Raw genomic sequence first — 23924 nt, 5'->3', positions numbered from 1 at the left:
AAGGATGCCGTGGGCGGCATGCAGGACGCTGGCGCCTGGGTTGATGAGCACGTATTCGGCAAGGAGACCCCGGAGGAGTACCGCAAGCGGACCGGCGCCGGCCCGATGGACGTGATGCGTGACCGCCAGATGGACAATGCGGTCAAGTCGGCCGCAGGCCCCGTACTGAACGCTACGGGCCAGAGCCTGGAGCGCGTACTCCAGTGCGTGGAGTACGTGTACTCGAACGCCATCTCGCAGCCGCTGTCCGCCTACTTCCTCAATACCGGCAGCAACGAGGGCGACATCTGGTCGGCCTCGGCATGGGCGCGCTCCTGGCGCGCGGCCGAACACATCTCGCCGGGCCAGGCGTTCGGGATGAGCACGATGTCCGCCGCCGAGGGCTTCTCGAATGAGGGCGACCGCGTCTCCGATCTGGCGGTGAAGTCGCCCCTTCAGTACCAGGAACCCGCGCCGTCGGCGCTGCCGCCGGACTATCAGGACTTGTCCGAGGACGAGCAGCGCGCCGCGCTCCAGGAGATGGGCATGCCCGCAGTGGGCAATGCCTACGTAGAGCACCTGAGAGTTGACAGCGACCTCTTCAAGTACGGCTCCGGGGCCGGGGACTTCGCCGTGCGCTGGTGGCTGGACCCGGTCATCATCGGCGGCAAGGGCGCCGCCGCGCTGCGCGAAGCCAAGGTGGTCAAGCCCCGCCCGAAGGGCGGCTGGTCGAAGGACGATATCGACGGCCTGATGGCCGACAGCACGATGGGCAAGGCGCAGGACTACTTGTGGGCCAACAAGGACCGTCCGGACGTGATCAACAATCTGACGATGTTCCGAGCCAGCGCGCTGGGGCCGCGCGCGGGCGGCATCGTCTCGCGGCTCCAGTCGCCCGAGGAGGTGAACCTTTTCCTCCGTACGTCACTGGGCGACGTAGAGGCCCGCGCGCTACTCCAGCAGCGCAACGGCGTGGTCGGCCAGCGCCTGGAGAAAGACACGGCCAGGCTGAGTGAACTGGACCTGGACCTTCCGCGCGTGCTCGCGCTGAATAACCCTCGCGTCGAGGCCATGGTTCAGGCCCGGCGGGCCAGCCTGGAGAAGCAGATCAGCGCCGACGAGGCGCTGGGCACCAGCTACAAGGAGATGCTGGAGCACTACGGCGAGCTGGACGCCGTCAACCTGACGCGCTGGAGCTTCGCGCGGGCTGAGCGCCGCACCGCTGCGCAGGCGGACTACCGCACCGGCCCGGCGGCCGGCAGCCTCACTCGCCGCGGCGGCGGCAGCGCCATCACCCGCGTGAACGCGGGGGATTTCTTCGGGAACCCCTTGACGATGGTGCGGAGCTTCCGCGAGGCACACCCCAACGGGACGATCAAGATCGATGACCTGACGGCCGACTCGATCGCGGAGCTGCGCGGGCACATCGCGCGCATCCCGGGCGTAGGTCCGGGCATCCGCCAGGATCTCCTGGCCCGGTACCTCAAGACCACCACGGAGGGCCAGCGGCTCGACCTCCTGGACGAGGTGGGCAGCCTGGGCGTCGCCCAGATCGCCAAGAAGCGTGGCTTCACGACCGATGAAGCCGCGGTCCTTTACCAGGAGTTCCGCCGGAATATCTCCAACGGCCAGGAGGAGCTGCGGCGGTACAGCGCCGGGACCTTCCCGGGCGAGAAGGTCCACCTGGACGAGTTCATGGGGCACGGCGGAAAGCTCTCCGTTCACCCGAACATGGCCACGCGGCTGGCCAACGATCACGTGCTGATCGACCTGAAGGCGCTGGACACCGCGCTGGCTCGCCACGGGAGCGCCATCAAGGCCCTGCGCACGCGCGGCGGATCGGCCGCCGACTGGATGACTGACTCCATCGACTACATGAACCATTTGTGGAAGTTCAGCGCCCTTTTCCGCCTGGGCTACATCCCCCGCGTGCTCGGGGATGACATCGCCGGGCAGATCGCCCGGGTGGGTACTGCTCAGATGGCGATGCGTACGGGCCAGGGCGTCAAGAACCTCGCCACCAACCTGGCGCAGTGGAAGCGCCCGAGCGCGTACGAGGCGCAGGAGGCCGCCTTCCGCGAAGGCGTGAAGTACGCGGACGACGAACTGAAGCTGCTCCGGCCGCAGGCCGACGCGGTGCGGTTGAAGGTGCAGACGCAGGAGGCCCTGCACAAGACCGCGGCCACGCGCTCGCGCGACGCGCACCGCCGCGCGCTGGGGCGCCGGAACGCGTTGGACCCCAAGACCACCCCCCGCCACAAGCTGGCCGCCCATGACGCGCTGGTGGCGCGGCACAAGGGGTACGCAGCGCTGCACGAGAGGCGTCTCGCGGCCTACCGCGCCGGGCCCGAGCGGGCAAAGCTCGATGCGCTGGACGAGCAGCTCGGATTCATCACGCAGAGCCGCGAGAACGCGGCGCGTATGGCGGACGAGGCGCGGACGCGGCACGGCCGCGGCTTCACGCAGCGGAGCCAGCTCCACAAGGAGGTCCAGGCCGCGCGCGGCGTAGTCCTGCCGGCGTCCTTCGGCGGAGAGAAGGGCGAGTACTACCAGAAGATGATCTCTTCTGACGATTCGCTGCGGAACCTGTTCGCTTCGAACAAGAAGCTGGTCCACGGCAACCTGGTCAGGAGTTTCAGCCACTCGGGCAAGAGCCTGTCCTACCCCCAGAACGAGCGTGCGTTTGTGGAGGCGTGGCACCAGGCCGTCAACAACCAGATCCTCCAGGACGGCCTGGCCCTCCAGGCCGTGAAGGGCGCGTCCATCGAGCAGATGACGCACTGGCTCGGGCGCACGGTTGAGGGCCGCGCGTACCGGAAGCGGCTCGGGCTGAAGTACACGTCCGACGAGCGCGTGGCGACGTCGGTCTACCACGACGTGGAGACGTACCTCCCTGACCCGCTGATCCGCCAGGCCGCCCTGGAGGGCAAGGCGGACATCGGCTTCCTGACGCAGAGCGCGGAGAAGGGCATCCGCCCCTTCGAGGTGCACTCGACCAGCCTGGGCGAGAACTTGGCCGGCTCGAACCACATGTCCAGGGGGATGGACCGCGTCATCGACGGCTGGTTCAAGGTCGTGGCGACCATGCCCGCAGACAGGATGTCCAGGCACCCCCTGTTCAACCAGCTGTACGAGGGCCACGCCAGGACCATCGTGGCCCAGGAGATGAAGCAGGGCGCGAAGGTCACCCAGGCCGAGGCCGACCGCATCGCGGAGACCGCGCGGCGCCTCGCGCTGAAGGACACGCGGAAGCTGGTTTTCGACATCGCGCACCGCTCGGACGCGGGGCACATGCTCCGCTTCGTGTCGCCCTTCTTCAGCGCCACGACCGAGGCGTGGCAGCGCTGGAGCCGGATCATCGCGGACCGGCCACAGGTGGTGGGCTACGCGAACACCTTCTTCCACGCGCCCATCGCGGCGGGGTGGATGCAGGACAACGACGGCAACAAGCTGGCGAAGGACGGGACAGTCATTGACCCCGTCACCGGGAAGAAGACCTTCGTCCCGAAGGGGGACCGCCGGATCATGGCCCGCGTCCCCCAGTTCGTGGTGGACGGCCCGGTGGGGAAGGCGTTCTCCATGGACGGCTCGGGCCGCTGGCTGGTCTCCCAGGATTCGATGAACATCATCACGCAGGGTGACCCTTGGTTCAACCCGGGCACGGGTCCGATTGTCTCGATACCGGTGAATGAGTTCGTGAAGGACAAGCCCTCGCAAGGCGAGGTGGCCCGGAAGCTGGGCATCCTGCCCTTCGGCCCGTCGGCCGGCAGCCCCCTCTTCGGAAACACGCCGCTGGGCCGCGCGGCCGACCTGAGCATGCCGCAGACGGCGAAGAACTTCCTCACGGCCTTCGACACCACGGACGAGCGCTACCAGCGCGTGAAGCTCCAGATCATGCAGCGCTCCGCGTACGAGCACGCGAACCTCGGGAAGCCGATGCCCAGCGCCCGCGAGATCGCGGACATGACGCGGTCGTACTGGCTGGAGAGCGCCGTATGGGCGTTCAGTCAGCCAGCCGCCACGCAGAGGTCGGACCAGTACGCGTTCTACCGCGACCAGTACAACAACCTGCGCCGGAAAGACCCGCTGCGCGCCGACGAGGAGTTCTTGAGCCGCTTCGGGGAGTCGTACTTCATCTTCGCCCAGGCGACCAGCAAGAACAAGATCGGCGCCGAGGCGACCAAGGCCGCCGTGGAACTGTCCAAGCAGTATGAACAGCAGCTCGCGGAGAACCCCGAGCTGGGCGCGCTCATCATCGGCCCGGAGGGCTCGGGGCCGTTCTCGCCGGAGGCGTACACGTACCAGCTCACGCATCCACTGGTGCCCGGCGGATCGGAGATGCAGCGCACGAAGCTGTCCGCCGAGGAGGCGATGGCGGAGAACCAGCGGCGGCTGGGCTGGTCGAAGTTCACTCAGCTCCAGAACTCGATCACGGCACAGCTCCACAGTGCCGGCTTCACGTCCTTCGCGGATGACGGGGCGGAGGAGCTGGCGGCCATGCGCTCCGCGATCAGCGCGCTCCTGGGGGATCCGCTGCTCCCCGACGGGAGCGAGAACCCGTACTACAACGAGGGGTGGTCGAAGGACTACTACACGCTTGACGCGCGGCGGTACGACCGCATGATCCCCGGCCTGACGGCCGTGGCGAACTCGCCGCTGGCGGACAACCCGAACCGCAGCGACCTGCGCGGCCTGCGTACGTACCTGACGGGCCGCAAGGCCATCGTGCAGGAACTCCAGAGCCGGAAGGCCGGCGGCGGCGCGAAGGCGCTCAGGGCCAAGGACAACCGCGATCTTGCCACCGCGTGGGCCCGCTTCGTGGACAGCCTGATCGAGTCGGACACCCGCTTCGGAGACCTGCACAGCCGGTACCTCAGCAGGGACCTGGGCGTGGACCTGGACGAGCTGTCGGCCGACCTGGACGACATGGTCTCGGAGGAGATGCTATGACCATCGTGACGAAGAAGCCGGAGCCGGACCCGAAGGAGGAGGCCCTCCTCAAGGCCCTGGCGCAGGGCCTGAAGGGCGGAGCCGGCAAGGGTGACGGCCGGGTCTACATGGGCGAGCAGTCCGCCCTGAGGGGCAAGAAGACGTCGCAGATGTCCGAGGCGGCACAGGCCGCCGTCGGCCGCCGGACGAAGTCGATCTGGGTCTCGGAGGAAGAGGCGCTGGGCGACTTCTACGGCTGGAGCACGAAGAAGCAGTCCGACTTCCTCGCCGCCGGGATCACGGGCGGCCTGCTGAGCCTCGGGGACGGCGCCCTGGAGGCTGGCAAGCTCTGGACCAAGCTGGTCAAGGAGGCCGCCGCCTACGGCAAGGTGAACCAGAAGGTGAGCCCCCTGGATCTGCTGGCCGGATACGTGAAGGCCAGCGGCGGTAACGGCCGCTGGGAGTCCATGGGGGCCTTCCAGGTCAACACCGTGACCGGTGAGAAGCGCTTCGTGGGCCCCGGCACGTATCTCGGCAACGGCCGGGCGCAGCAGGTGGACACCCGCACGGACATGACCGACCCGGACACCGCGAAGGCGATCGCCACCAAGCTCTTCCAGGACCTGATGGGCCGCGACCCCGGCGCGGGCGAGTTGGGCGGCTTCGCCAAGGCGCTGGCCGCCGCGGAGGCGAACGCCCCCGTGACGCAGACGACCGAGACGCAGTACGACATGGAGACCGGCCAGCCGATCAGCTCGGACACGCGGTCCGAGGGCGGCATGACGGCCGAGGGCCGGGCGTACCTGGGCGAGCAGCAGATCAAGGGGAAGAAGGAGTACGGCGCGGTCCAGGCCGCGACGACGTACCAGAACGCGTTCGACAGCCTGATCTTCGGGGCGCCGGAGTAATGGCCAAGGGCGAGAGCATCGTAGAGCTGGCCAGGCAGTACCTGGGCCTCCAGTACGTCTGGGGCGGCAACACCCCGAGCGGCTTCGACTGTAGCGGACTGGTCCAGTACGCCTTCGGCAAGAACGGCATCACCCTGCCGCGCGTGACGTACGACCAGATCAATGTGGGCCAGTCCGTGCAGCCGAACAAGCTGCGCCCCGGGGACCTCGTTTTCTTCGACACGGACCGAAAGCGGTCCGGCCCGGACCACGTGGGCATCTACATGGGTGGCGGCAAGTTCATCCACGCCCCGGCCCCAGGCAAGGGCGTGAAGATCTCGTCCCTCTCCGAGGGCTACTACATGGACCGGTGGATGGGCGGGCGCCGGGTCCCCGGCGTGAGCGCCGACGCGGCGGCCGGCGGCGGGGACGGCGAGGCGCTGGAGGTCGCGCCCGTACTGGACGCCCACGAGCTGGCGGAGACGTACGGCATGTCGTACAGCTTTTTCAAGTCCCAGCCCGAGCTGTTCAAGATGCTCAACGGCGCGGTGGAGGGGCAGTGGACGCCTCAGAAGTTCCAGGCCGAGGTCAAGAACAGCAACTGGTGGAAGAAGAACTCCAGCAGCGTCCGCAAGGCGCAGGTCTTGGCCAAGACGGACCCCGCGACGTACAAGGCCAGCATGGAGGCGGCCCGCGAGGCCGCGCGCCAGATGGCCGTCAAGGCCGGGGCCGTCCTGTCCCAGAAGAACGTGGACACGCTGGCCCGGAACATGATCCACCTGGAGTGGAACGATGCCCAGGTCGGCAACTTCCTTGGCCAGTACATCAAATTCGGCGCGGAGAAGACGATGGGCGGCATGGCCGGCGCCGCCGCCAAGGAGATCAAGCGGACGGCGTACGACCTGGGCGTGGCCGTGACGGACCAGTCCATCCTGAACAACGCGCAGTACCTCGTACGCGGGCTCACGACCATGGAGCAGATCCAGGGCTCGATGCGCGAGCAGGCGGCCGGGCTGTACCCCGCCTTCGCGGAGCAGATCGCGGCGGGCGCCAGCATGCGCGAGGTGGCGTCGCCGTACGTACAGGTGCTCGCGCAGGAACTGGGCCTGCCCGATACGGACATTGACGTCTTCTCCCCGAAGATCAAGGCGGCGCTCAACCGCATGGGACCGGACGGCAAGCCGGCGCCGCTGTCGCTGACGGACTTCACGCAGGTGGTCCGGGATGACCCGGCCTGGCGGAAGACGCCGCAGGCGGCCGACCGCGCCATCGGCATCGGCCGCCAGGTGCTGGCGGATATGGGGCTGGTGAGCTGATGGAGATGACCTTCGAAGCGTTCCTGTGGTCGCTCACCCAGCAGGAGAGCGGCGGCAACTACGGCGCCGTAGGCGTGTGGGTCGGCGGCGACCGCGCGTACGGTCGGTACCAGGTCATGGGGAACAACATCCCGGCCTGGACCGCGCAGCACTACGGGAAGCGGCTGACGCCGCAGCAGTTCTTGGCGAACCGCGAAGCACAGGACGCGGTGGTCCGCGGTGTGCTCGGGGGCTACGTCAAGAAGTACGGGTACCGCGGCGCGGCGTCCGCGTGGTACAGCGGCAATGCCAGCCTGCACATGTCCACACGCCCCCAGCCCGGCGGGCCCCCCATCAAGAGCTATGTGGACAAGGTCATGGACCGCGCGGGTACCTACACGGGCGGTAGTACCGCCTCCAGCAGCTACACGGACAGCGGCGGCACTGCCGCCGTGAAGCCGAAGCTCAGCTCCGCCGAGCTGGCGGAGCAGTACGGCTTGACGTCGGCCTTGATCAACAGCTCCAAGGAGCTGAAGTCGCTGTTCGGCAAGGCCGTCTCCGACGGCTGGAGCGCGGCGCGCTTCCAGGCAAGCCTGAAGAACACGAAGTGGTGGAAGGAGCAGTCCTCCACACTGCGGAAGTACCTCACCCAGAAACACACTGACCCTGCGACGTGGAAGCAGAACAACAGCGCCGCGGCGGCGAAGATCAACGCGCTTGCGGTCCAGGTCGGCCTGGGCAACCAGATCTCCGGCGGCAAGAACTCGAAGCTCCTGAACGACGCGGTGTACAAGGTCGCGGCGCTCGGATGGAGCGATGCCCGGATCAAGGACTGGCTGGGCGGCCGGGTCTCCGTCCACGGAGACATCATGTGGGGCGAGGCAGGCGACGCCTGGGACAAGCTCCACGAGGTGGCGTACCTCAACGGCTTGAAGTACAGCGCGAGTTGGTACAAGAAGGCGGCCGTTGCCGTCACCTCCGGCCGGGGGACGCTGTCCACGTACGAGGACCAGATCCGCGCCGCCGCTGCGGCGAAGTACAGCTCATATGCCCCGCAGATCAAGGCCGGCATGAACGCCCTGGATCTCGCGGCGCCGTACATCAAGGCCACCAGCTCGATTCTGGAGCTGGCAGAGACGGATGTCGACCTCTTCAACAAGCACATCGCGAAGGCGATGACGTCGAAGCCGAAGGCGGGCGCCGCCGGCGGTACGCAGACGCCTTTGTGGCAGTTCGAGAACGACCTACGGTCTGACCCGCTCTGGCGGAAGACCAACAACGCGCGTGAGTCGATGATGACGACGGCGCGTGCTGTCGCGAAGGACTTCGGAATGAGCTGGTGAGGGCATGAGCACTCCGATTGAGCAGATCGTCCCGGCGGACTTTCAGGACGTCCTGGACCTGCCCGGCTCGGGCGGTGGGCCATGGGACTTGAAGAAGTCCCAGCGGACCGTGGACTACTCGAAGAAACAGGCCGCCGACGCCATGGCGGCGTACAACAAGGCCAAGGCCGAAGCCGCGGCCCAGATGAAAAAGTACAAGGCCAAGGGCGCCACGAAGGCCCAGAAGGCCGCCGCGACGAAGGCGCGTGCCCTGGCCCTCGCGACGATGGCGCGGCAGACCACCATCCGGAACGCGGCCCTGAAGAAGCAGGGCGCGGCACAGAACGAGGTCTGGAAGGCCAACGGCCAGTTCGACAAGCTGCTGAGCGGCGCGAACCGCGACGCCTTCCTGGCGTTGCAGAGCATGTTCAAGCAGATGGGCCTGGGCTCGCTCGCGGGCAAGATCTATGAGTTCGCCAAGCAGGGCTACGGGGCTGACACGATCAGCCTGTTGCTTCAGGACACCAAGGAGTACAAGGAGCGCTTCAAGGCCAACGAGGCCCGCGCGAAGGCCGGGCTGGCGGTGTTGAGCCCGGCGGAGTACCTGGCGGCGGAGGCCGCCTATCGACAGATCCTGAGCAGCGCCGGCATGCCGAAGGGCTTCTACGACAACCCCGCGGACTTCCGGGGCTGGATCGCCGGGGATGTCTCCCCGGCCGAGATCAAGTCGCGCGTGGACATGGCCACGGAGGCCGTGAACAAGGTCGATCCGAACTATCGCGGCGCGCTGTTCCAGATGTACGGCATCAACTCGTCGGAGCTGGCCGCGTACTTCCTGGACCGGAAGGTGGCGGAGCCGATCCTCAAGAAGCAGGCGGCAGCCGGGGCCATCGGCGCCGCCGCGCTGCGGCGCGGGTTCAGCCTGAACGCCCTGGACCTGGAGAGCTACGCCTCCCTGGGGATCAGCGGCGAGGAGGCCGAGGCCGCGTACGGCCAGATCGCCGGATCCTTCGAGTCGATGCTCGGGCTGGCGGGTCGGTACGGCTCGACCTGGACGCAGCGTGACGCGGAGCAGGAGGTCTTCACTCCCGGCGTGGCCGGCTCGATCTCCGCCGAGAGTGCGGCAGAGAAGGGGAAGCGGCTCAAGAGCGCGGAGCGCGCGCAGTTCAGCGGCGCCCGTGGCGCGTCGTCCGGCGGCCTGGCGGCTGGCTTCCGTCAGACGTGACAGCATGGGCGCATGCCCAACTGGAACGACACGAAGGCCGCTGCGGCGGCCATTCATGGCCGCAACGGCACACAGATCAGCGCCGAGGAGAAGGCGAAGATCCGGGAAGATCTGCTGCGCAAGGTGGCAAAAAACTCCCAGAAGTAGCTGCGCGTCTCAGCCCCCGGCCAACACCGGGGGCTTTCGCGTTAGCGCATACGTGGTACCGGATGTACATTCCGCGCGCGACGGACCCACCGGCCCCGTCCACGACAAGGCCGGCAGCGGAGCGCGGACCATCTCCCCAGGTGGCGAGCAGGCCGCGAAGACTCGGGAGTGCGCAGTGAGCGAGTACAGCTTCGGGTATGACCCCTCCGACGACCCGTCGGACCTGGGCGAGGCAGGCCAGCAGCCGCAGGGACCCAAGTGGTTCCGCGAGGGACTGGACAAGCTCTCGGGACAGGTGCAGGAGCTGAAGGCGGAGAACGACCGTCTCAAGTCAGCTCAGGTCAAGACCCAGGTGGAAGACGCGCTCAAGGCGAAGGGCTACGCCCCGGCAGCCGCAGGGCTGTACACGGGCACGCCCGACAAGCTGGACGACTGGCTGACCGCCAACGGCGGCGCCCTGGCCAAGCTCCCGCCGGTCCCCGGCGAGGGCGGCGGCGCGGGCGAGCAGGCCCCGCAGGGACCCCCGGCCACGACCGTTCCGGCTGACGGTCAGGAAGCGATGCAGCGCATGGCGGAGCAGGGCACACAGGGTGTGGCCCCGCCCCAGGGAACGGATGCCGAGATCGCGGCGGCCCTCAAGGCCGCGCAGACCCCGGAGCAGTTCGCGGAGATCATGCGTTCGCACGGCAGCCAGTACAACTGGTCCTGACCTCCCCGTCCCTTCGGCACCCGCAAGGGTGAGAGGTCACCACCATGGCGAACGCGTATACCGACACCAGCGCCATGTCCAACGCGGTACAGACCGCGTACGACAAGACGTTCGAATTTCAGCTTCGCTCGCAGCCGATGTTCCGCGCGGTCGCGGACAAGCGGCCCCACAACCTGACGTCGCCCGGCCAGTCCATGGTCCTGGAGCGCTACCAGGATCTGGCGGTGGCCACCACGCCACTGTCCGAGAACGTGGACCCGGACGCGGTTGCCATCGGCAACCCCCTCACGATCACACTGACGCTGAACGAGTACGGCAACCCGGTCCTCCGGACCCGGAAGCTCTTCCTCACGTCGCTCACCGACGTGGACCCGGCCATCGCCAACATCGTGTCGTTCAACGCCGCGGAAAGCATCGACGTCGTGGTGCAGACCGAGCTGCGCTCGGGCACCAACGTGATCCAGCGCAAGGCCGGTACGGTCAGCTACGTCACCAACGGCTCCGTGTCGACTCCGGTCGGCACGACCATGACGGCGACCGACACCTTCAACAGCTCGATCGCCCGCCTGGCGACGACCAAGCTGCGCGCCAACAAGGCCGTGCCCCGCAAGGGCTCCATGTACTGGTGCGCCATCCACCCGGAGGTCTCGCACGACCTCCGCTCGGAGACCGGCGCGGCGGCCTGGCGCGACCCGCACAACTACAGCGCCGTGGGCAACATCTGGGCCGGTGAAATCGGCAGCTACGAGGGCGCCTTCTACATCGAGTCCCCGCGCTGCTACAACGCCGTGGATGCCGGCACCGGTGACAACACCGTCCGCCGGTTCCGTACGTACTACGCGGGCCGGCAGGCCCTGGCGGAGGCCGTGGCCGACGAGTTCCACATCGTGGCCGGTCCCATCGTGGACAAGCTCGGGCGTTTCCGGCCGCTGGGCTGGTACGGGATGGCGGGTTGGAAGCTGTTCAGGCAGGAAGCTCTGATCCGGGCGGAAACCTCCAGCTCCGTCAACTCCGCCTGATGTACCTCAACGCCTTCTCCAAGACCTCTTCGGAGTCCTGGAGAAGGCCAAGGGCGCGATTGCAGGAATGGCAGAGCAGCCCGCGAATCTGGTTGGAGGTGTGACAGTGGTCAACGGCGAGATTGCGATGGCCGGTACGTCCCGCTTCCGGCCGTCCGCAGATGGCGCAGACGCCGCCCTGAGAGGCGAGCATGGCATCGTACTCAGCCACCGTTATGCCGTATTTGTAGCGAAGCTGATAGGCCCGGGGCTCCCCGTTCCAGACGCGCCGGGCGCCCCGCTCTTTGACCTTCTCGGGGTTGGCTTTCGTCCACGCGCGAGCCTTGGCCTTATTGCACTCCTTGCAGTACGTACACAGGCCGCTCTTCGATCCCGAGTCCTTGTGGAAATCCGAAGTCGACTTGGTTTCAGCGCACTTGGGGCATTTCTTCTCCATACCAGTACCGTACCAACGGCGGCACGCCATGGCTAACTTCATCTTCAGGCCGCCGACGGTCGCTGAGGGTCCGGCGGCCAGGAACCGCCTGTTCATCAGGCTCAAGCTGGACCGCGGCATCTCGATCCTGGAAGGACCGCCCGGTGCGTATCGGGCGGTCCGCTTCCCCACTCAGGACGAGATCGCGGCGTCCCAGCCGCACATGTTCATGGGCGGCCACGAATACGAGGTGGACGACGACACCCGGGCCGCGCTCCTCGCGGCCCCCATCGGCGTCACCGAGGCCAACTTCAAGGCCCTGGCGCAGCCCACGGGCTACGGCTACGGCGGCTACGGGGACGGCCCGTACGGCGGCCAGGACTCCCCGGCGCTGGCGTACGGCGCCAACGGCTACGGCGCCGGGCCATACGGAGGATAGGCATGGTCATCAAGCCCGAGATCGGGCAGCAGGCATGGGGCAGCGTCCTCAACGCCGCCCTTGACACGCTCCAGGGAAGCGCGGACGGCGCGCGCGACGTGGCCAACGGCGCCACCGCAGCCGTGGAGGCGCTCCAGGGCGACGTGGACGCCCTCCAGGGCGCACTGGGCGGGAAGCAGTACTACCGCCTAGTGGCGTCCGCCACGGCCCCGGCGGACGTGAAGGCGAAGGCCAATTACGTCTGCACCGGCAGCGCCGACCAGACGCAGATCAACACCGCCATCACCGAGGCCCAGGCGGAGGGCGGCGGTATCGTCCAGCTCACCGGCGGCAGCTTCACACTGTCCGGCCCGGTGGGCATCAGTGGCACGGTCAACGAGGACGACCCGCGCACCGTCACACTGGCGGGCGTGGGCGAGTTCGCCACGCTGCTGAAGCCGGCGCCCGGCGTGCACGGCATCTCACTGACCAACTGGGCGCAGTGCCACATCCGGGACCTGGGCATCATCATTTCCGGGTCCAGCAACGGCATCGTGTCGCAGGGCGTGACGAGCGGCGACACCCGCTCGTTCTGGTGCTCCAGCTTCCGCAACCTGCGGATCAACGGCTCGTACACGCCGACCAACACGGGCTGGGGCATGTACCTGGACATGCCCTTCCGTAGCGCCTTCGACAACATCGAGATCGAAGGCACACGCAACGGCATGATGCTGTACAACAACAGCGCCGTGCAGAACGCCGGGGACTGCTCCTTCACCAGGATGTTCATCGAGATTGTGGGGACCGGCGGCACGGCCATCCAGGTCCACTCGGTGGACGGCAACATGAACCAGAACAACTTCAACATGGTGGAGGCCCTGGCCGACGGCCCCGACTGCACCGGCATCCTGATCGACGGCGCCGAGCACGGCGCCAGTCAGAGGTTCTGGGGCACGAACCTGGAGCAGTTCCAGACCCTGGTCAACGTCGCCAACGGCGAGTCCAACGTCTTCGATCTCAACTACGTGACCTGCCGCGACGGCGGCGCGGGGAATCGCGCGTTCGTCTGCGGCAGCAACAGCTACGGCAACACGTTCAGCGCGAAGTGGCTGAACGTCTCCGGCGCGGTCAAGGTCATCGAAGACAACAACAACACGTCGAACGTGCCCAACGTCTTCGACGGCATCCGCATCGAGAACAACGCGGGTGCGGTGACGTACTCGAAGACGAACAGCACCGTCTTCCGGAACATCACAACCTTCAACGACGGTGGCACGGTTCAGGCCGGCCTGCTCCAGTACCCGCTGACGGTCGTCAACGACCCCACCTTCATCCCTGCGGACCAGGGCCTGATCACCTGGACGCATGACCCAGCCACACTGCGGTCATCGTCCAACGCGACGACGAGCGGGACGGTCTACCTCTGCAAGGTGAAGATCGTGGAGCGGGCCACGGTGGTGTCCAACATCATCATCGGCGTGGAGGCCGCAGGTGCCACGCTGACGAGCGCCCAGAACCTGCTGGGCCTCTACAGCGCCAGCGGCACACGGCTGGCCGTGACGGCCGACCAGAGCACCGCGTGGACCACTGTCGGTGTGAAGACGGCCGCCATCACACCGCAGACGCTGGCGGTGGGCAGCTACTACGTGGCGATTCTCGCCAACGGCACAACGCCGCCCCAGTTCTCCATGGGCGCCGGCGGTGCTCTGAACGTCAACGTCCCCTCGGTCACGGGCGCGGCGCGCTTCCTGACCGGGCCGACGGCCCAGACCTCGCTGCCGGCGTCCATCACGCTGTCCAGCCAGACGCAGACCACCGGCGCCCGGTGGGCCGGGCTCACCTAGGAGACACCATGCATGAGGACTGCGAGCCGACCGGCACGGGCGGCAACACCACCATCGTGAACCAGGACGAGGCGGAGATCCTCGCCAAGGCCGCGTCGGGCATGCCCGTACGGACCGAGGGTCAGCAGGAGGTCCACTGATGGCCTGCACCTCCGGATGCCGGACCAAGGATCACCCGTCCTACGCGGAGTGCCTGAAGGCCAAGGGCGTGGCCACGTACCTGGCCAGCCCCAGCAAGGGCCTGGACGGCACCGCGCAGAAGAAGTGGGACGCGGAGCTGTCCGCGTACCGCAACGCGCGCGCGGAGGGCATACAGCCCGACGGGACGACCATGGACAAGGTGACCGCGGCCATCAAGGCCAGCGACAAGGCCGGCGCGGCCTATGGCCGTGATTTCAACGTGGCCTCCGAGATGGCGGGCTGATGCCGACCTTCGACCAGCTCGTGGCGCGCGTGAAGGCGGAGTTGCAGGGCTTCGCCCTGGATCAGGCGTCCGTGTCCGAGCTGGCCGCCCCGATGGGGCCTGCGGACACGTCCTTCATGTGTGACGGTTCCACCGTCGCCAACCTGTCCCGGGGCATGGTGGAGATTGACGACGAACTGATCCTGGTCAAGGCGTTCGACAGCACGAGTGGTGTTGTCTCCGTGATGGGCCTCGGCAATGGCCGCGGGTACCAGAACACCACACCGGCGGCGCACGCCGTGAACGCCCTCGTGACGTCGTCTCCGGCCTTCCCGCGGGCGCGGGTGAAGGACGAGCTGAACAACGCTCTCAAGGCGTTGTATCCGTCGTTGGTCGTCCTGGAGGCAGTGGACTTTCCGTTCAACGCCGCGCAGGTGGAGTATCCGCTCCCCGAGGCGGCCACGGACGTCTGGTACGTCACCGGCCGGTGGGTCGGCCCCGAGCGCGTGAGCGCGCCCATGCCGAACTGGCGGTACAACCCGAAGGCGCTGCCCGCGGACTTCCCCACGGGCAAGTCGATCCAGCTCTTCGACGGCGTGACGCCGGGCCAGAACGTCCGCGTGGTGTACGTACGGCCGCCGGTCGCCCTGGTCGCCGGTGACGACGACTTCACGGTGTCCGGCTACCCCGAGCGGCTGGCCGACCTGATTGTCTGGGACGCGTGCAAGCGGCTGCTGCCGTCCATGCTGTCTGCGCGGCTCCAGCAGCAGGCCGTAGAGGCCACGGAGCGCGCCGCGCTGGTCTCCAGCCGGGACATCGCCACGGCGGTGCAGCTCTACGGCTCCCTCTACGCGGAGGGCCTGGCCCAGGAGCGGGCGTTGCAGTTCACGGAGGTCCCCAACTATCAGACATTCCAGGGGAGCTGAGATGCCGCAGGCGTACTACTCCAACACCGCGGTCCAGACCACGCTGGCCAGCTCCGTGTCCTCCGGCGCTACCAGCGTCGCGGTGGCGAGCGTTGCCGGCTTCCCGCCGGCCTTCCCCTACACGCTGGCCCTGGACTATGGCGCCGCCACGGAGGAGCTGGTCTCCGTCACCGCGGCGGCCGGCACGACCCTGACCGTGACGCGCGGGTTCAGCGGCACCAGTGCGCAGAGCCACAGCCTGGGGGCTGTGGTGCGGCACGTGTTCCACGCCGGCGACGCCGCGGCCTTCAGGACCCATGAGGACGCCACGACGTCCGTACACGGCGTCACCGGCGCGCTGGTGGGCACCTCATCGACGCAGACCCTGGCGAACAAAACGCTGACCAGCCCGACCATCAACGGCGCCGCGCTGACCGGGACACTGACCGGCACACCGACGTTCAGCGGGGCCGTGAGTTTCACCGGCCAGCCGAACATGAACAACCTGCTGCGCGGTACGCGCGCGACGGCTGCGGACTCCATGTTCGAGTCCCGCGTCACCGGCGACGCGAACGCGCGCTGGTACGTACGGGCCGACGGCCAGCAGTGGTGGGGCCCCGGCGGTGCGGTGGGGGACACGTCGCTGTACCGCTCTGGCTACCAGGCGCTGACCACGAACGGGTCCCTCGTTGTCGCCTCCACACTGAAGGCCGGCAACATCATCACGGACGGCAGCGCCGTGGTAGAGAGCCTCTCCGCCGGCAATATCCAAAGCGGCCTGGCCAGTGTCACCACAACGGCCGGGGCCTGGGTGACGCGGAGCGTTACGTTCCCCATGACCTTCTTCGCCGCGCCGGTTGTCGCGGTGACCGGTAACACCGCAATGCCCGCCACCGGGTCGACCACGACCCTGATGTACGCCGTCACCAGCGTGACGACGAACAGTTTCACACTGGCGGTTTTCCGGTCCACCGCGATCACAATGAACATCGGCTGGATAGCGATCGCCTGAGAGGCCCCCATGCAGATCGTCAACGCGCTGCCACTGCCGCTCAGTGGCCGCGAACGCGCCGCCGCGGCGACGTACAGACTGGACGGCGTCCAGTACGCGTACAGCCTGGGCGGCATGCCGTGGCTCACGGCCATGTCGGACGAGCGGCCCATGACCCGGGCCGGCGCCCCGGTCCGTAAGGACCAGGTCGACCAGCAGAACATCCCGGGCGAACAGAGCCTGGCTGGCTGGTGGCTGCGCTCGCAGTCGTCCTTCGTGGGCGGCCAGGGCCTGCTGTACCAGGACCCCAGCTCGGACAACCAGTACGCCATCCGGTACGGCGAATCCGTCGGCGTGAATCCGTGGGTGAACGGCCGGCTGACGCTGCTGCGCAGCACTGAGCAGCGCATCATGGATGCCACCACCAACGTCCATCACCTGGTGGGCTGGTACGACGACCGAGACCGGTACTGGTCTGCCGTGGGCAGCCTGCTCCGCGGTGACACCGGGTCGGCCGTCACCACGATTCCGTGGGGCGGCGCCGGGCCGATCCGGTCGCTGGCGAGCGACGGGACGTCGTACTACGCGGCGGACGCCGTCGGCATCTACAAGGGCACCGGGAACGGCGGCGGCGCGCTCGTGTGGAACACCGGCTCCGCCGCCACGGTGGTGCGGTGGGTGAAGGGCCGCCTCATGGCGGGCATTGGCCCGTCCATGTACGAGCTGGCCGGCACCGGCCCGGCCCTGCCCACGGCCAAGACCACGCACCTGAACAGCGCGTGGCGCTGGACGGACATCGCGGAGGGTCCGAACGCGCTCTACGCGAGCGGCTACGCCGGGAGCCAGTCCGAGATCCACCGGTTCCCGCTCGACACGAGCGGCCCCGTCCCTGTGGTCGCGCCGGGCTCCGTCGTCGCGCAGCTCCCCCGCGGGGAGATCGTGCACTGCATGACGACGTACCTCGGGTCGTTCGTCGGCATCGGCACCTCGCGCGGCTTCCGCGTCGGGGAAATCTCCGACGGCGGAGATCTGGCGTACGGGCCGCTGCTCATCGAGAACGCCGCCGGCGTCAAGGCCGTGGCGGCCTATGACCGCTTCTTCTTCGTCGCGGCGACGGATGCCATCGACGGCCGCAGCGGGCTGTACCGCGTGGACCTCGGTCAGCCGATCCAGGACAACGGCGGCAGCCCGTCCGTACGGTACGCGTACGCCACGGACCTCCAGGCCCACGTCTTGGGCGAGGTCTCCGCCGTGACGGTCTTCGGCAACTCGGACCGCATGGCCCTGGCCGTGGTGGGCCAGGGGGCGTATCTGGAGTCCGCCGCCGAGCTGGAGCCGACCGGCTACCTCACCACGGGGCGCGTGCGCTACAACACGCTGGAGCCGAAGATCTTCAAGTTCGTCACGGTGACGACGCCTTCGAGCCTCTCCGGCTCGGTGTCCGTCTCCGCGCTGGACCCCGGCGGCGGGGACACCAGCGTCCTGACGGTGTCCCAGGGCTCCGCCGTGGCCATCAGGGACGTCATCCTGGCGGCCCCCGCCAGCCCGGTGGAGTGGATCCGCCTCCGGCTGACGCTCGGGCGCAGCCCCACCGATACCGCCAAGGGCGGCGAGGTCAACGGGTGGCAATTGAAAGGGATGCCGGGCGCGGTGCGCCAGCGGATCCTGACCATCCCCCTCCTGTGCTTCGACAGGGAGAAGGACCGAACGGGCCAGACCGTGGGGCGCGAGGGCTGGGCGCTGAAGAGGCTCGAAGGCTTCGAGCAGCTCTTCGCGCGCGGGGACGCGGTGTCCCTCCAGGATCTGCGCACCGGGACATCGTCCCTCGTCGTTATCGATGACTACCGCTTCGAGCAGCGGGCCCAGCCCGGCTCGAACCTCTCAACGATCGGCGGTGTGCTGTGGGTTGAGCTGCGCACCATCGCTGACGTGATCACCACATAGGAGCAGACATGGGGCAGAAGCCCACCGTTGGCCGCATCGTTCACTACGTCTCGTACGGCACGCCCGGCGGCGAGTACACCTCGCAGTGCCGTGCGGCCATCGTCACGGAGGTGACGCCGCTCGAAGGCGACGAGGCGGCCCAGGCGGATATCGAGAACTGGGACGACAGCCAGCGCTGTCGTGTCAGCCTGGCCGTGCTGAACCCGACCGGCATGTTCTTCGACACCCGTCTCTGTCAGGACGAAGTTCACGGACGCGGCGGCACCTGGCACTGGCCGGAGCGGGCATGACCTGGCCGCCTGAGCGCGTCATCATCGCGCCGGCCAACGTCGGCGAACGCGACGCCATGCGCACCGCTCAGCGGGCGCTGAAGCTGCCCGAGACGGGCGAGATGGACCCGGCGACCCTCGCCGGCCTGCGGGGCGTCCAGAAGCTGTTCCAGCTCCCCGTGACGGGGGTCCTGGACAGGGCTACGGCCGAGGCGCTGGACCGCCTGCGGCCACCATCACTGAGGGGGGAATGATCACCATGAAGCCCACCGGCTTCCAGCTCGCGGCGCTGATCGTCATCATCGTGGGCGTGACCGTGCTGACGGCGTTCGGCAAGCCGACCGGTACGTACATCGCGCTCGTGACGCCGATCCTGGCGGCGATGTACCTGGACGGACGCACGGAGGCGCAGAACCAGCGCCTGGAAGAGCAGGATCGCCAGCTCGCGCAGATCACGCACCAGACGAACGGGATCCTGACAGAGCGCATCACGCAGGCTGTCCAGGAGGCGCTGGACCAGCGCGAGGGCCGACAGGGCCCGTAACGCAAAGAAGACCCCCGCCCGGAGGCGGGGGTCTTTGTGTGCTCGCACCCGGCGGGGAGGGTGATTAAGTCCCCCCGCCGGGGGGCGCCCCGGAGAGAGGTCCGGGTGATCAACCCGGAGGCCGGAGCGCTACCGGCCCATAGCCCTTGGAGAGGAAGCCGGTCCGGTCATTCTGTCATGGCCCGGGAATCTCGGGGTCGATCAGGTCGGCGGCCTCCCGGACGCCCATCGCCTTCAGGCGCATGGTCTCCGAGCGCATCATGGCGTAGGTGTTCGCCCGGACACGCTGCCGCTCCGCCAGCTCGTGGGCGTAGGCGTCCAGCAGGGGACCGACGGGCGTCGCCCGGTCCCACAAGTTCTCGATGCTCTCCCGCGCGCTCACACATCCTCCCCGGGCCGGATGATCTCGTAGTCGGCTTGCCGGTCCTCCGGCAGCTCGGGGGCGCTGACGGGCGCCGCCCAGCCGTTGGTGGAAGTATCTACCGGCGGCCGGTACGGCGTGGGCAGGCTCGGGGGTACCGGGTCGCGCACGGGAAGCGCGTCGTGTCCCTCCACGAGCGCGATCACGCGCTTCAGCTTGCGGATCATCGCTTCGTCGGTCTCGTCGGACTTGATGGTGACGGAGGTGAACACCTCCTCGTCCTCCCACTCGAAGGTCACCTTGTCGCGCGTCGCGCGCAGGATGAGCGCCATTAGTCCTCGTCCTCCAGTGATTGCATGGCGTCGTCGTAGCCGCCCCAGTTGTCGACGCCGAAGCGCTCCAGCGCTGCGAGCTTCTCGGAGTCCCGCTTGAGCTGCTGATACTCGGCGTGATCCAGCGTCCAGGTTGCGTTGAAATTGCTTGCGGCCATCAGTCCTCCGTCTTGTACTCGATGGGGTACACCCCCGTGATCCCGGCGACGTGGCCGGACGCGTGCTTGATGGTCAGGGCGCCGTCCACGGCGGTCACGATGGCGTCGCCCGGGACGGCGACCTCGTACAGCGCGCCGTCCACGGCGTACGCCACGGCGTACGGCGGGCGCCGTACGGGCTGGGGCGAGGCGGCGGTGACTGGCCCCTTGCAGCACCAGTCACCCGCAGAGCATGGCCCCGCGAGGGAGGTGGGGCGCCCGCAGGGCTCCGCGCCCTCCGGCGCCTCTTCCTCTTCCTCGGGTGTGAGCGGGGGCTCCTCGGGCGCGGACGGTATGAAGGCGTGGTGCGCCAGCATGGTCACGCCGCCGGCGTGGCAGGCTTCGCATCCGCTCACGTGATCACGTCGCGGGTGCCCGCACTTGCAGGGACCGTCAGTCGATGAGGGCCCGGAGCCCGGCGGCTCCGTGCTCGCGGTAGATGTCATTGCAGTCCATGCCCTTCGGCATCGAGATGGGTCGGGCCCTGGCCTCTCGGGCCAGGAAGCTGTTCAACTTGCCTCCGGCGTCGTCGCCGTCGCCGAAGGCGTAGATCACATCGAAGTCCTCCAGGCAGCGCGCGTAGTGCTGCTGCCAGGTGGAGACGCCCGGGATGCCCACGGCCGGGAGACCGGCCAGGGACAGCGTCATGGCGTCGATCTCGCCCTCGGTCACGCAGATGAAGGGCGAGACCTTCTTCAGGTCCAGGACGTTGTAGAGGTTCGACGCGGCGTCGGGCAGGGACAGGTACTTCGCGTGTCCCTCGCAGGCGTGCGCCTCTGCGCACCGGAAACGGATGTTCACCGGCCCGGCCGGGGTCACGTACGGGATGGCCAGCCGGCCCGCGTACCGCTCATGTCCGGCCAGGGGGGACGTAACGACGCCCAGCCGGAACTGTCCGGCCGCCTCCGGCCCGAGCCCCCGGCTCGCCAGGTACTCCTGGGCGCCGGTATCGGCCGCCAGGTCGTTCTGGTACTGCGTGACCGCCTGCTCGAAGAATCTTCTCTGCTCGGTCGAGAGCATCTGCACGGCTACAGCCCTCCATGGCCATGATGAGGTGGATCGCTGTGCCCTTGAAGTCGCAGGCGAAGCAGAAAGCGACGCCCTTCTCCACGTTGACGGAGAGAGAAGGACGCCGCTCGTTGTGCACGGGGCAGAGCACCGCGGTGTTGCCCCAGCGGGACTCGTTGAGGTCCACGCCGTAGTGGGCGAGGACGGGCGCGATGGGGATTACGTGTACCCCATCGCCTTGAGCCACTGGACGGCGAGACGGAGATCCATGCGCACCCATTGCCAGTCCTCCGGCTCTCCGCCGAACTTCATGGACTCGGAACCGAGGAGGTTCCACGGCACGTGGACGTCCCAGCGCTCGACGGGCTTGTACTCGACGCGGACGACCAGAAGGTACATCCCGGCGGCGGCGTTCTTCGCCTCCGCGATGGTCTCCGCCTTCCAGGCGGAGACCCTGTTCGAGCGGTCCCCCTTCACCTCAATGCAGACGCCCTCGATGCCGGTGATGTCACCACGGTCGAACCGGCCGTTCGGAACGCGGCGGTCGGTCAGGCTGAAGCCCTCCTGCTTGAGGTACTTCACAACCTTGGCCTCCGTGTCGGTGCCACGGGCGCGGGACTTGGTGCTCACAGCACCCCCATCTGTGCGGCCACGTCGCGCTGGAAGACAGCTCGGGCTGCGGCCCGGTTCCGCCCCGCGGTGGTCGGGAACTCGTCGCGACAGAAGGCGACTCGCAGTCGCCATTCGAAGAGCCCCAGCGTCTCAACCTCGTAGGTGTGGTGCGGTACTTCCACCGAAGTGGCGAGAGCGTTCATGCTCTCGGCCAGTGTCTGCCGCCGCGCCACCAGAATGGTGCGCTCCTCGGTGGTCACCCACGTGCCGTCGGCGGGGCCGCCGATCATCAGGACCCTCACTCGATCACCCTCACTTCTATCCCCGCCTCGCGGGCGAGCCCGATTGTGTGCTGTGTGCCGCTGCCCTCCGGCAGAGGGAAGGCCAGCACGAGATCGGCGCCGGCTTCGATCATCCGCCGGTTGCGCTCGGGCCCGGCCGCCTTTCCGAGGCGGCCCCAGTGGGCGGGCCAGCGCTCCTCCTTGCAGCCCAGCAGGCTGCCCGCCAGCCCCACCCACACGCGGGCGTAGTGGTCCGCTCCGGTGGAACAGGCGCCGTGCACGAGCAGGAACGGCCCGCTCTCATCGAAGACGCGCTCCAGCGCGCGGTTCACGGCGCGGTCGTCGCTCCATTTCCGCGAGCCCGTCACGATGACGCGCATCACATCTCCTCCGCCTTCTCGATCAGGGCGGCGTAGTTGTCCGCCTGGGCCTGGATCTCCTTGACCTGGCGCCCCAGCGCGGCGGCGCGCGGGCCCGTGGCGGGCAGCGTCCGCCAGACGTGGCGCAGGCGCTCCGCGCGCAGGTCCAGTTGGGCGTGGCGGAAGCGCAGCTCCTTGAGCACGAGGTCAGTCATCGGTCCTGACCTCCGGGGTGGAGCCGACGGCGTGTACCGCTCGCTGTGTCCACGAGAACCGGTAACTCCGGTCCCGGCGGCGCTGCATGAGCCGCCAGGTCTTCCCGGGCGAGTGCTCGTCCCAGCGGGTCTCGTACTCGTCGGGGGACAGATACTGTCGCTGGTCGGTCAGCGCCTGTTCCTGCGCAGCCTCAAGCGTCACGCTGGCGTGGGTCGGCGTGCCTCCGATCATCCCCACGTACATGGTCTTCGCCATCAATTCCAGTCCCCTTCGCCCCAGCCGGGCGCGTAGCCCCGGGGCATCTCGATGTGGTCCCCGACGTAGGACGACGCGGCGTCCAGGTGCATGGGGATGCGAATGTCGGCGTCGGCCGACGCCTTGGCGTGGCGGTTCTTCACGCACGCCACATGCAGGCCGCCGGTGGCGTCCAGACCGCACGTCACGATCACTTCCGGGATCGCGGCGACCTTGCCGTGGATGTCGGAGCGGCGCGGACACGGCCGCTTCGTGCGCTCGGAGTCCGCGCAGTGGTGCACCAGGAGGACGTGCGCGCCCGTCTCGCGGGCGAGCACCTTGGACTGGCGCAGGAGGTCCCGGAGGGACCCCCACTCGTCCCCGGTGTCGTGTCCTATGTCGGAGGCGATGTCCACCACGACCTGATCCGGGTACCGGCCCTCGCGCTCCGCGTACGCGTAGCACTCCAGCCACACGTCATCCAGGGACGGGTCCGGCCGGAAGCACCAGGACAGGAAGTCCTGCTGCGCCAGCAGGCGCGCGCACTTCTCGGGCTCCGTGCGGAGCCACTCCTCCGTCACGTCCGTGGACGTGCGGGTGCTGATGGCCAGCAGGCGCGACGCTACGGTGTCGGCGTCGCTGTCGGTGCTGAACGTCAGTGTCGGCGTTCCCATGTTGACGAGTGCATTGAGCACGATCCGGGTCTTGTGGGAGCCGGGGAGCCCGGCGAGCATCGATACGGATGCCCGCCGGAACCTGATCCCCTGACTGACCCAGGATGCAAAAGCGGGGGGCAGCGGCTCTTTGCCGATAGCCCCCCGCGTCACGCTGCGGGACAGTGTCTGCACCTACACACCGCCGCCCAGCCCGAACAGCCCCAGCCAGGGGGCTGCCTCGCGCGCCGAGAAGATCGGCGGCATCTGCACGTCCGGCTGGCGGATCGGCCGCTGGACCATCTCCAGCGCCGCCTGGGACGCGGCGAAGCGCGCCTCGTCCGCCGCCGTGCGCGGCGGCGCGAAGCGCCCCTCCGGGTCGTTGCGTGTGAGGTGTCGAGACCTCGATGCCATGTGTTCACCCCC

Annotated in this window: 31 protein-coding genes and 1 pseudogene; 18 read left to right on the top strand and 14 right to left on the bottom strand. The window is 68.2% G+C overall.

The annotated features are described in order from the left end of the window. Positions 1 to 18 precede the first annotated feature (18 nt). The 8 genes from DVK44_RS29575 to DVK44_RS29545 all read left to right on the top strand — a co-directional run bounded on the left by DVK44_RS29575 (position 19) and on the right by DVK44_RS29545 (position 11512). Positions 19 to 4929 carry a hypothetical protein gene (locus tag DVK44_RS29575; protein WP_162794108.1) on the top strand — a complete coding sequence of 1637 codons (4911 nt, stop codon included), beginning with the start codon at positions 19 to 21 and terminating at the stop codon, positions 4927 to 4929. Next, positions 4926 to 5816, top strand: coding sequence for a hypothetical protein (locus tag DVK44_RS29570; RefSeq protein WP_114663693.1), 891 nt, complete (start codon positions 4926 to 4928; stop codon positions 5814 to 5816). Before DVK44_RS29575 ends, DVK44_RS29570 begins: the two co-directional genes overlap by 4 nt. After that, complete coding sequence (locus DVK44_RS29565) at positions 5816 to 7111, top strand: C40 family peptidase (protein WP_114663692.1); 1296 nt, start codon at positions 5816 to 5818, stop codon at positions 7109 to 7111. The genes DVK44_RS29570 and DVK44_RS29565 overlap by 1 nt, the downstream gene beginning before the upstream one ends. A gap of 5 nt (positions 7112 to 7116) precedes the next feature. Then, positions 7117 to 8433 (top strand): hypothetical protein, encoded by a 1317-nt coding sequence (locus tag DVK44_RS29560; RefSeq protein WP_162794106.1) that lies wholly within the window; start codon positions 7117 to 7119, stop codon positions 8431 to 8433. Positions 8434 to 8437: 4 nt separating this feature from the next. Next, a complete protein-coding gene (locus tag DVK44_RS29555; protein ID WP_114663690.1) occupies positions 8438 to 9637 on the top strand; it encodes a hypothetical protein in 1200 nt (399 codons plus the stop codon). Positions 9638 to 9649: 12 nt separating this feature from the next. Beyond that, complete coding sequence (locus DVK44_RS37750) at positions 9650 to 9784, top strand: hypothetical protein (protein WP_269439632.1); 135 nt, start codon at positions 9650 to 9652, stop codon at positions 9782 to 9784. A gap of 175 nt (positions 9785 to 9959) precedes the next feature. Next, entirely contained in the window at positions 9960 to 10493 is a 534-nt protein-coding gene (locus tag DVK44_RS29550) for a hypothetical protein (protein ID WP_114663689.1), read from the top strand. Positions 10494 to 10537: 44 nt separating this feature from the next. Then, the gene (locus tag DVK44_RS29545) at positions 10538 to 11512 is read left to right on the top strand and encodes a N4-gp56 family major capsid protein (protein WP_114663688.1); all 975 of its coding nucleotides are present in this window, start codon (positions 10538 to 10540) and stop codon (positions 11510 to 11512) included. On the opposite strand, the gene DVK44_RS29540 is transcribed toward DVK44_RS29545, so the two are convergent. Next, the gene (locus DVK44_RS29540) at positions 11499 to 11948 is read right to left on the bottom strand and encodes an endonuclease VII domain-containing protein (RefSeq protein WP_162794104.1); all 450 of its coding nucleotides are present in this window, start codon (positions 11946 to 11948) and stop codon (positions 11499 to 11501) included. The genes DVK44_RS29545 and DVK44_RS29540 overlap by 14 nt on opposite strands. Before the next feature lie 28 nt (positions 11949 to 11976). Between DVK44_RS29540 and DVK44_RS36540 the strand changes: the two genes are divergently transcribed. The 10 genes from DVK44_RS36540 to DVK44_RS29495 are packed head-to-tail and all read left to right on the top strand — an operon-like array spanning position 11977 to position 19245. Then, the gene (locus tag DVK44_RS36540; RefSeq protein ID WP_162794102.1) at positions 11977 to 12366 is read left to right on the top strand and encodes a hypothetical protein; all 390 of its coding nucleotides are present in this window, start codon (positions 11977 to 11979) and stop codon (positions 12364 to 12366) included. Positions 12367 to 12368: 2 nt separating this feature from the next. Next, the gene (locus tag DVK44_RS29530; protein ID WP_114663685.1) at positions 12369 to 14189 is read left to right on the top strand and encodes a hypothetical protein; all 1821 of its coding nucleotides are present in this window, start codon (positions 12369 to 12371) and stop codon (positions 14187 to 14189) included. A gap of 8 nt (positions 14190 to 14197) precedes the next feature. Beyond that, a complete protein-coding gene (locus tag DVK44_RS37745) occupies positions 14198 to 14329 on the top strand; it encodes a hypothetical protein (RefSeq protein WP_269439631.1) in 132 nt (43 codons plus the stop codon). Next, complete coding sequence (locus tag DVK44_RS29525; RefSeq protein ID WP_114663684.1) at positions 14329 to 14613, top strand: hypothetical protein; 285 nt, start codon at positions 14329 to 14331, stop codon at positions 14611 to 14613. The genes DVK44_RS37745 and DVK44_RS29525 overlap by 1 nt, the downstream gene beginning before the upstream one ends. Further along, a complete protein-coding gene (locus DVK44_RS29520; RefSeq protein WP_114663683.1) occupies positions 14613 to 15518 on the top strand; it encodes a phage adaptor protein in 906 nt (301 codons plus the stop codon). The genes DVK44_RS29525 and DVK44_RS29520 overlap by 1 nt, the downstream gene beginning before the upstream one ends. Before the next feature lies 1 nt (position 15519). Then, on the top strand, positions 15520 to 16509 hold the full coding sequence (locus tag DVK44_RS37410) for a hypothetical protein (RefSeq protein WP_228447419.1): 990 nt from the start codon (positions 15520 to 15522) through the stop codon (positions 16507 to 16509). Between the two features lie 9 nt (positions 16510 to 16518). Beyond that, a complete protein-coding gene (locus DVK44_RS29510) occupies positions 16519 to 18432 on the top strand; it encodes a hypothetical protein (RefSeq protein ID WP_114663682.1) in 1914 nt (637 codons plus the stop codon). Between the two features lie 8 nt (positions 18433 to 18440). After that, positions 18441 to 18722: a hypothetical protein gene (locus DVK44_RS29505; RefSeq protein WP_114663681.1), complete on the top strand. Its 282-nt coding sequence runs from the start codon at positions 18441 to 18443 to the stop codon at positions 18720 to 18722. Further along, positions 18719 to 18955 (top strand): peptidoglycan-binding domain-containing protein, encoded by a 237-nt coding sequence (locus tag DVK44_RS29500; RefSeq protein WP_114663680.1) that lies wholly within the window; start codon positions 18719 to 18721, stop codon positions 18953 to 18955. Before DVK44_RS29505 ends, DVK44_RS29500 begins: the two co-directional genes overlap by 4 nt. Then, positions 18952 to 19245, top strand: a complete 294-nt coding sequence (locus tag DVK44_RS29495) for a hypothetical protein (RefSeq protein ID WP_114663679.1) — start codon at positions 18952 to 18954, stop codon at positions 19243 to 19245. The genes DVK44_RS29500 and DVK44_RS29495 overlap by 4 nt, the downstream gene beginning before the upstream one ends. Positions 19246 to 19420: 175 nt before the next feature. On the opposite strand, the gene DVK44_RS29490 is transcribed toward DVK44_RS29495, so the two are convergent. The 13 genes and pseudogenes from DVK44_RS29490 to DVK44_RS29430 form a co-directional block, all read right to left on the bottom strand. Beyond that, positions 19421 to 19627 carry a hypothetical protein gene (locus tag DVK44_RS29490; RefSeq protein ID WP_114663678.1) on the bottom strand — a complete coding sequence of 69 codons (207 nt, stop codon included), beginning with the start codon at positions 19625 to 19627 and terminating at the stop codon, positions 19421 to 19423. After that, the gene (locus DVK44_RS29485; protein WP_114663677.1) at positions 19624 to 19938 is read right to left on the bottom strand and encodes a hypothetical protein; all 315 of its coding nucleotides are present in this window, start codon (positions 19936 to 19938) and stop codon (positions 19624 to 19626) included. The genes DVK44_RS29490 and DVK44_RS29485 overlap by 4 nt, the downstream gene beginning before the upstream one ends. Continuing rightward, entirely contained in the window at positions 19938 to 20096 is a 159-nt protein-coding gene (locus DVK44_RS29480; protein ID WP_114663676.1) for a RecBCD nuclease inhibitor, read from the bottom strand. The genes DVK44_RS29485 and DVK44_RS29480 overlap by 1 nt, the downstream gene beginning before the upstream one ends. Continuing rightward, positions 20096 to 20458 carry a hypothetical protein gene (locus DVK44_RS29475; RefSeq protein WP_114663675.1) on the bottom strand — a complete coding sequence of 121 codons (363 nt, stop codon included), beginning with the start codon at positions 20456 to 20458 and terminating at the stop codon, positions 20096 to 20098. Before DVK44_RS29475 ends, DVK44_RS29480 begins: the two co-directional genes overlap by 1 nt. Before the next feature lie 70 nt (positions 20459 to 20528). Continuing rightward, positions 20529 to 21155, bottom strand: coding sequence for a toprim domain-containing protein (locus tag DVK44_RS29470; RefSeq protein WP_114663674.1), 627 nt, complete (start codon positions 21153 to 21155; stop codon positions 20529 to 20531). 40 nt (positions 21156 to 21195) lie between these two features. Continuing rightward, positions 21196 to 21423 (bottom strand): annotated as a pseudogene (locus DVK44_RS37995) (CHC2 zinc finger domain-containing protein); the annotation flags it as partial. Continuing rightward, complete coding sequence (locus tag DVK44_RS29460) at positions 21363 to 21773, bottom strand: hypothetical protein (protein WP_114663672.1); 411 nt, start codon at positions 21771 to 21773, stop codon at positions 21363 to 21365. The pseudogene DVK44_RS37995 and the gene DVK44_RS29460, both read right to left, overlap by 61 nt. Beyond that, positions 21770 to 22057 (bottom strand): hypothetical protein, encoded by a 288-nt coding sequence (locus DVK44_RS29455; RefSeq protein ID WP_114663671.1) that lies wholly within the window; start codon positions 22055 to 22057, stop codon positions 21770 to 21772. The genes DVK44_RS29460 and DVK44_RS29455 overlap by 4 nt, the downstream gene beginning before the upstream one ends. Further along, positions 22054 to 22416, bottom strand: coding sequence for an SLOG family protein (locus DVK44_RS29450; RefSeq protein WP_114663670.1), 363 nt, complete (start codon positions 22414 to 22416; stop codon positions 22054 to 22056). Before DVK44_RS29450 ends, DVK44_RS29455 begins: the two co-directional genes overlap by 4 nt. After that, on the bottom strand, positions 22416 to 22610 hold the full coding sequence (locus DVK44_RS29445; protein WP_114663669.1) for a hypothetical protein: 195 nt from the start codon (positions 22608 to 22610) through the stop codon (positions 22416 to 22418). Before DVK44_RS29445 ends, DVK44_RS29450 begins: the two co-directional genes overlap by 1 nt. Next, positions 22603 to 22866, bottom strand: a complete 264-nt coding sequence (locus DVK44_RS29440) for a hypothetical protein (protein ID WP_114663668.1) — start codon at positions 22864 to 22866, stop codon at positions 22603 to 22605. Before DVK44_RS29440 ends, DVK44_RS29445 begins: the two co-directional genes overlap by 8 nt. Further along, positions 22866 to 23672: an AAA family ATPase gene (locus DVK44_RS29435; RefSeq protein ID WP_162794096.1), complete on the bottom strand. Its 807-nt coding sequence runs from the start codon at positions 23670 to 23672 to the stop codon at positions 22866 to 22868. Before DVK44_RS29435 ends, DVK44_RS29440 begins: the two co-directional genes overlap by 1 nt. 21 nt (positions 23673 to 23693) lie before the next feature. Beyond that, the gene (locus DVK44_RS29430; protein WP_114663666.1) at positions 23694 to 23912 is read right to left on the bottom strand and encodes a hypothetical protein; all 219 of its coding nucleotides are present in this window, start codon (positions 23910 to 23912) and stop codon (positions 23694 to 23696) included. Between the last annotated feature and the right edge of the window lie 12 nt (positions 23913 to 23924).

The organism is Streptomyces paludis (assembly GCF_003344965.1).
Lineage (GTDB): Bacteria > Actinomycetota > Actinomycetes > Streptomycetales > Streptomycetaceae > Streptomyces > Streptomyces paludis.
This window is presented reverse-complemented; position numbering and strand designations above follow the sequence as displayed.

What these genes read in the sequence shown, in the direction of transcription:
- DVK44_RS29575 (WP_162794108.1), top strand. Translation starts at nt 19, where the DNA reads ATGCAGGACGCTGGCGCCTGGGTTGATGAGCACGTATTCGGCAAGGAG.
- DVK44_RS29570 (WP_114663693.1), top strand. Translation starts at nt 4,926, where the DNA reads ATGACCATCGTGACGAAGAAGCCGGAGCCGGACCCGAAGGAGGAGGCC.
- DVK44_RS29565 (WP_114663692.1), top strand. Translation starts at nt 5,816, where the DNA reads ATGGCCAAGGGCGAGAGCATCGTAGAGCTGGCCAGGCAGTACCTGGGC.
- DVK44_RS29560 (WP_162794106.1), top strand. Translation starts at nt 7,117, where the DNA reads ATGACCTTCGAAGCGTTCCTGTGGTCGCTCACCCAGCAGGAGAGCGGC.
- DVK44_RS29555 (WP_114663690.1), top strand. Translation starts at nt 8,438, where the DNA reads ATGAGCACTCCGATTGAGCAGATCGTCCCGGCGGACTTTCAGGACGTC.
- DVK44_RS37750 (WP_269439632.1), top strand. Translation starts at nt 9,650, where the DNA reads ATGCCCAACTGGAACGACACGAAGGCCGCTGCGGCGGCCATTCATGGC.
- DVK44_RS29545 (WP_114663688.1), top strand. Translation starts at nt 10,538, where the DNA reads ATGGCGAACGCGTATACCGACACCAGCGCCATGTCCAACGCGGTACAG.
- DVK44_RS29540 (WP_162794104.1), bottom strand. Translation starts at nt 11,948, where the DNA reads ATGGAGAAGAAATGCCCCAAGTGCGCTGAAACCAAGTCGACTTCGGAT.
- DVK44_RS36540 (WP_162794102.1), top strand. Translation starts at nt 11,977, where the DNA reads ATGGCTAACTTCATCTTCAGGCCGCCGACGGTCGCTGAGGGTCCGGCG.
- DVK44_RS29530 (WP_114663685.1), top strand. Translation starts at nt 12,369, where the DNA reads ATGGTCATCAAGCCCGAGATCGGGCAGCAGGCATGGGGCAGCGTCCTC.
- DVK44_RS37745 (WP_269439631.1), top strand. Translation starts at nt 14,198, where the DNA reads ATGCATGAGGACTGCGAGCCGACCGGCACGGGCGGCAACACCACCATC.
- DVK44_RS29525 (WP_114663684.1), top strand. Translation starts at nt 14,329, where the DNA reads ATGGCCTGCACCTCCGGATGCCGGACCAAGGATCACCCGTCCTACGCG.
- DVK44_RS29520 (WP_114663683.1), top strand. Translation starts at nt 14,613, where the DNA reads ATGCCGACCTTCGACCAGCTCGTGGCGCGCGTGAAGGCGGAGTTGCAG.
- DVK44_RS37410 (WP_228447419.1), top strand. Translation starts at nt 15,520, where the DNA reads ATGCCGCAGGCGTACTACTCCAACACCGCGGTCCAGACCACGCTGGCC.
- DVK44_RS29510 (WP_114663682.1), top strand. Translation starts at nt 16,519, where the DNA reads ATGCAGATCGTCAACGCGCTGCCACTGCCGCTCAGTGGCCGCGAACGC.
- DVK44_RS29505 (WP_114663681.1), top strand. Translation starts at nt 18,441, where the DNA reads ATGGGGCAGAAGCCCACCGTTGGCCGCATCGTTCACTACGTCTCGTAC.
- DVK44_RS29500 (WP_114663680.1), top strand. Translation starts at nt 18,719, where the DNA reads ATGACCTGGCCGCCTGAGCGCGTCATCATCGCGCCGGCCAACGTCGGC.
- DVK44_RS29495 (WP_114663679.1), top strand. Translation starts at nt 18,952, where the DNA reads ATGATCACCATGAAGCCCACCGGCTTCCAGCTCGCGGCGCTGATCGTC.
- DVK44_RS29485 (WP_114663677.1), bottom strand. Translation starts at nt 19,938, where the DNA reads ATGGCGCTCATCCTGCGCGCGACGCGCGACAAGGTGACCTTCGAGTGG.
- DVK44_RS29480 (WP_114663676.1), bottom strand. Translation starts at nt 20,096, where the DNA reads ATGGCCGCAAGCAATTTCAACGCAACCTGGACGCTGGATCACGCCGAG.
- DVK44_RS29470 (WP_114663674.1), bottom strand. Translation starts at nt 21,155, where the DNA reads ATGCTCTCGACCGAGCAGAGAAGATTCTTCGAGCAGGCGGTCACGCAG.
- DVK44_RS29450 (WP_114663670.1), bottom strand. Translation starts at nt 22,416, where the DNA reads ATGCGCGTCATCGTGACGGGCTCGCGGAAATGGAGCGACGACCGCGCC.
- DVK44_RS29445 (WP_114663669.1), bottom strand. Translation starts at nt 22,610, where the DNA reads ATGACTGACCTCGTGCTCAAGGAGCTGCGCTTCCGCCACGCCCAACTG.
- DVK44_RS29440 (WP_114663668.1), bottom strand. Translation starts at nt 22,866, where the DNA reads ATGGCGAAGACCATGTACGTGGGGATGATCGGAGGCACGCCGACCCAC.
- DVK44_RS29430 (WP_114663666.1), bottom strand. Translation starts at nt 23,912, where the DNA reads ATGGCATCGAGGTCTCGACACCTCACACGCAACGACCCGGAGGGGCGC.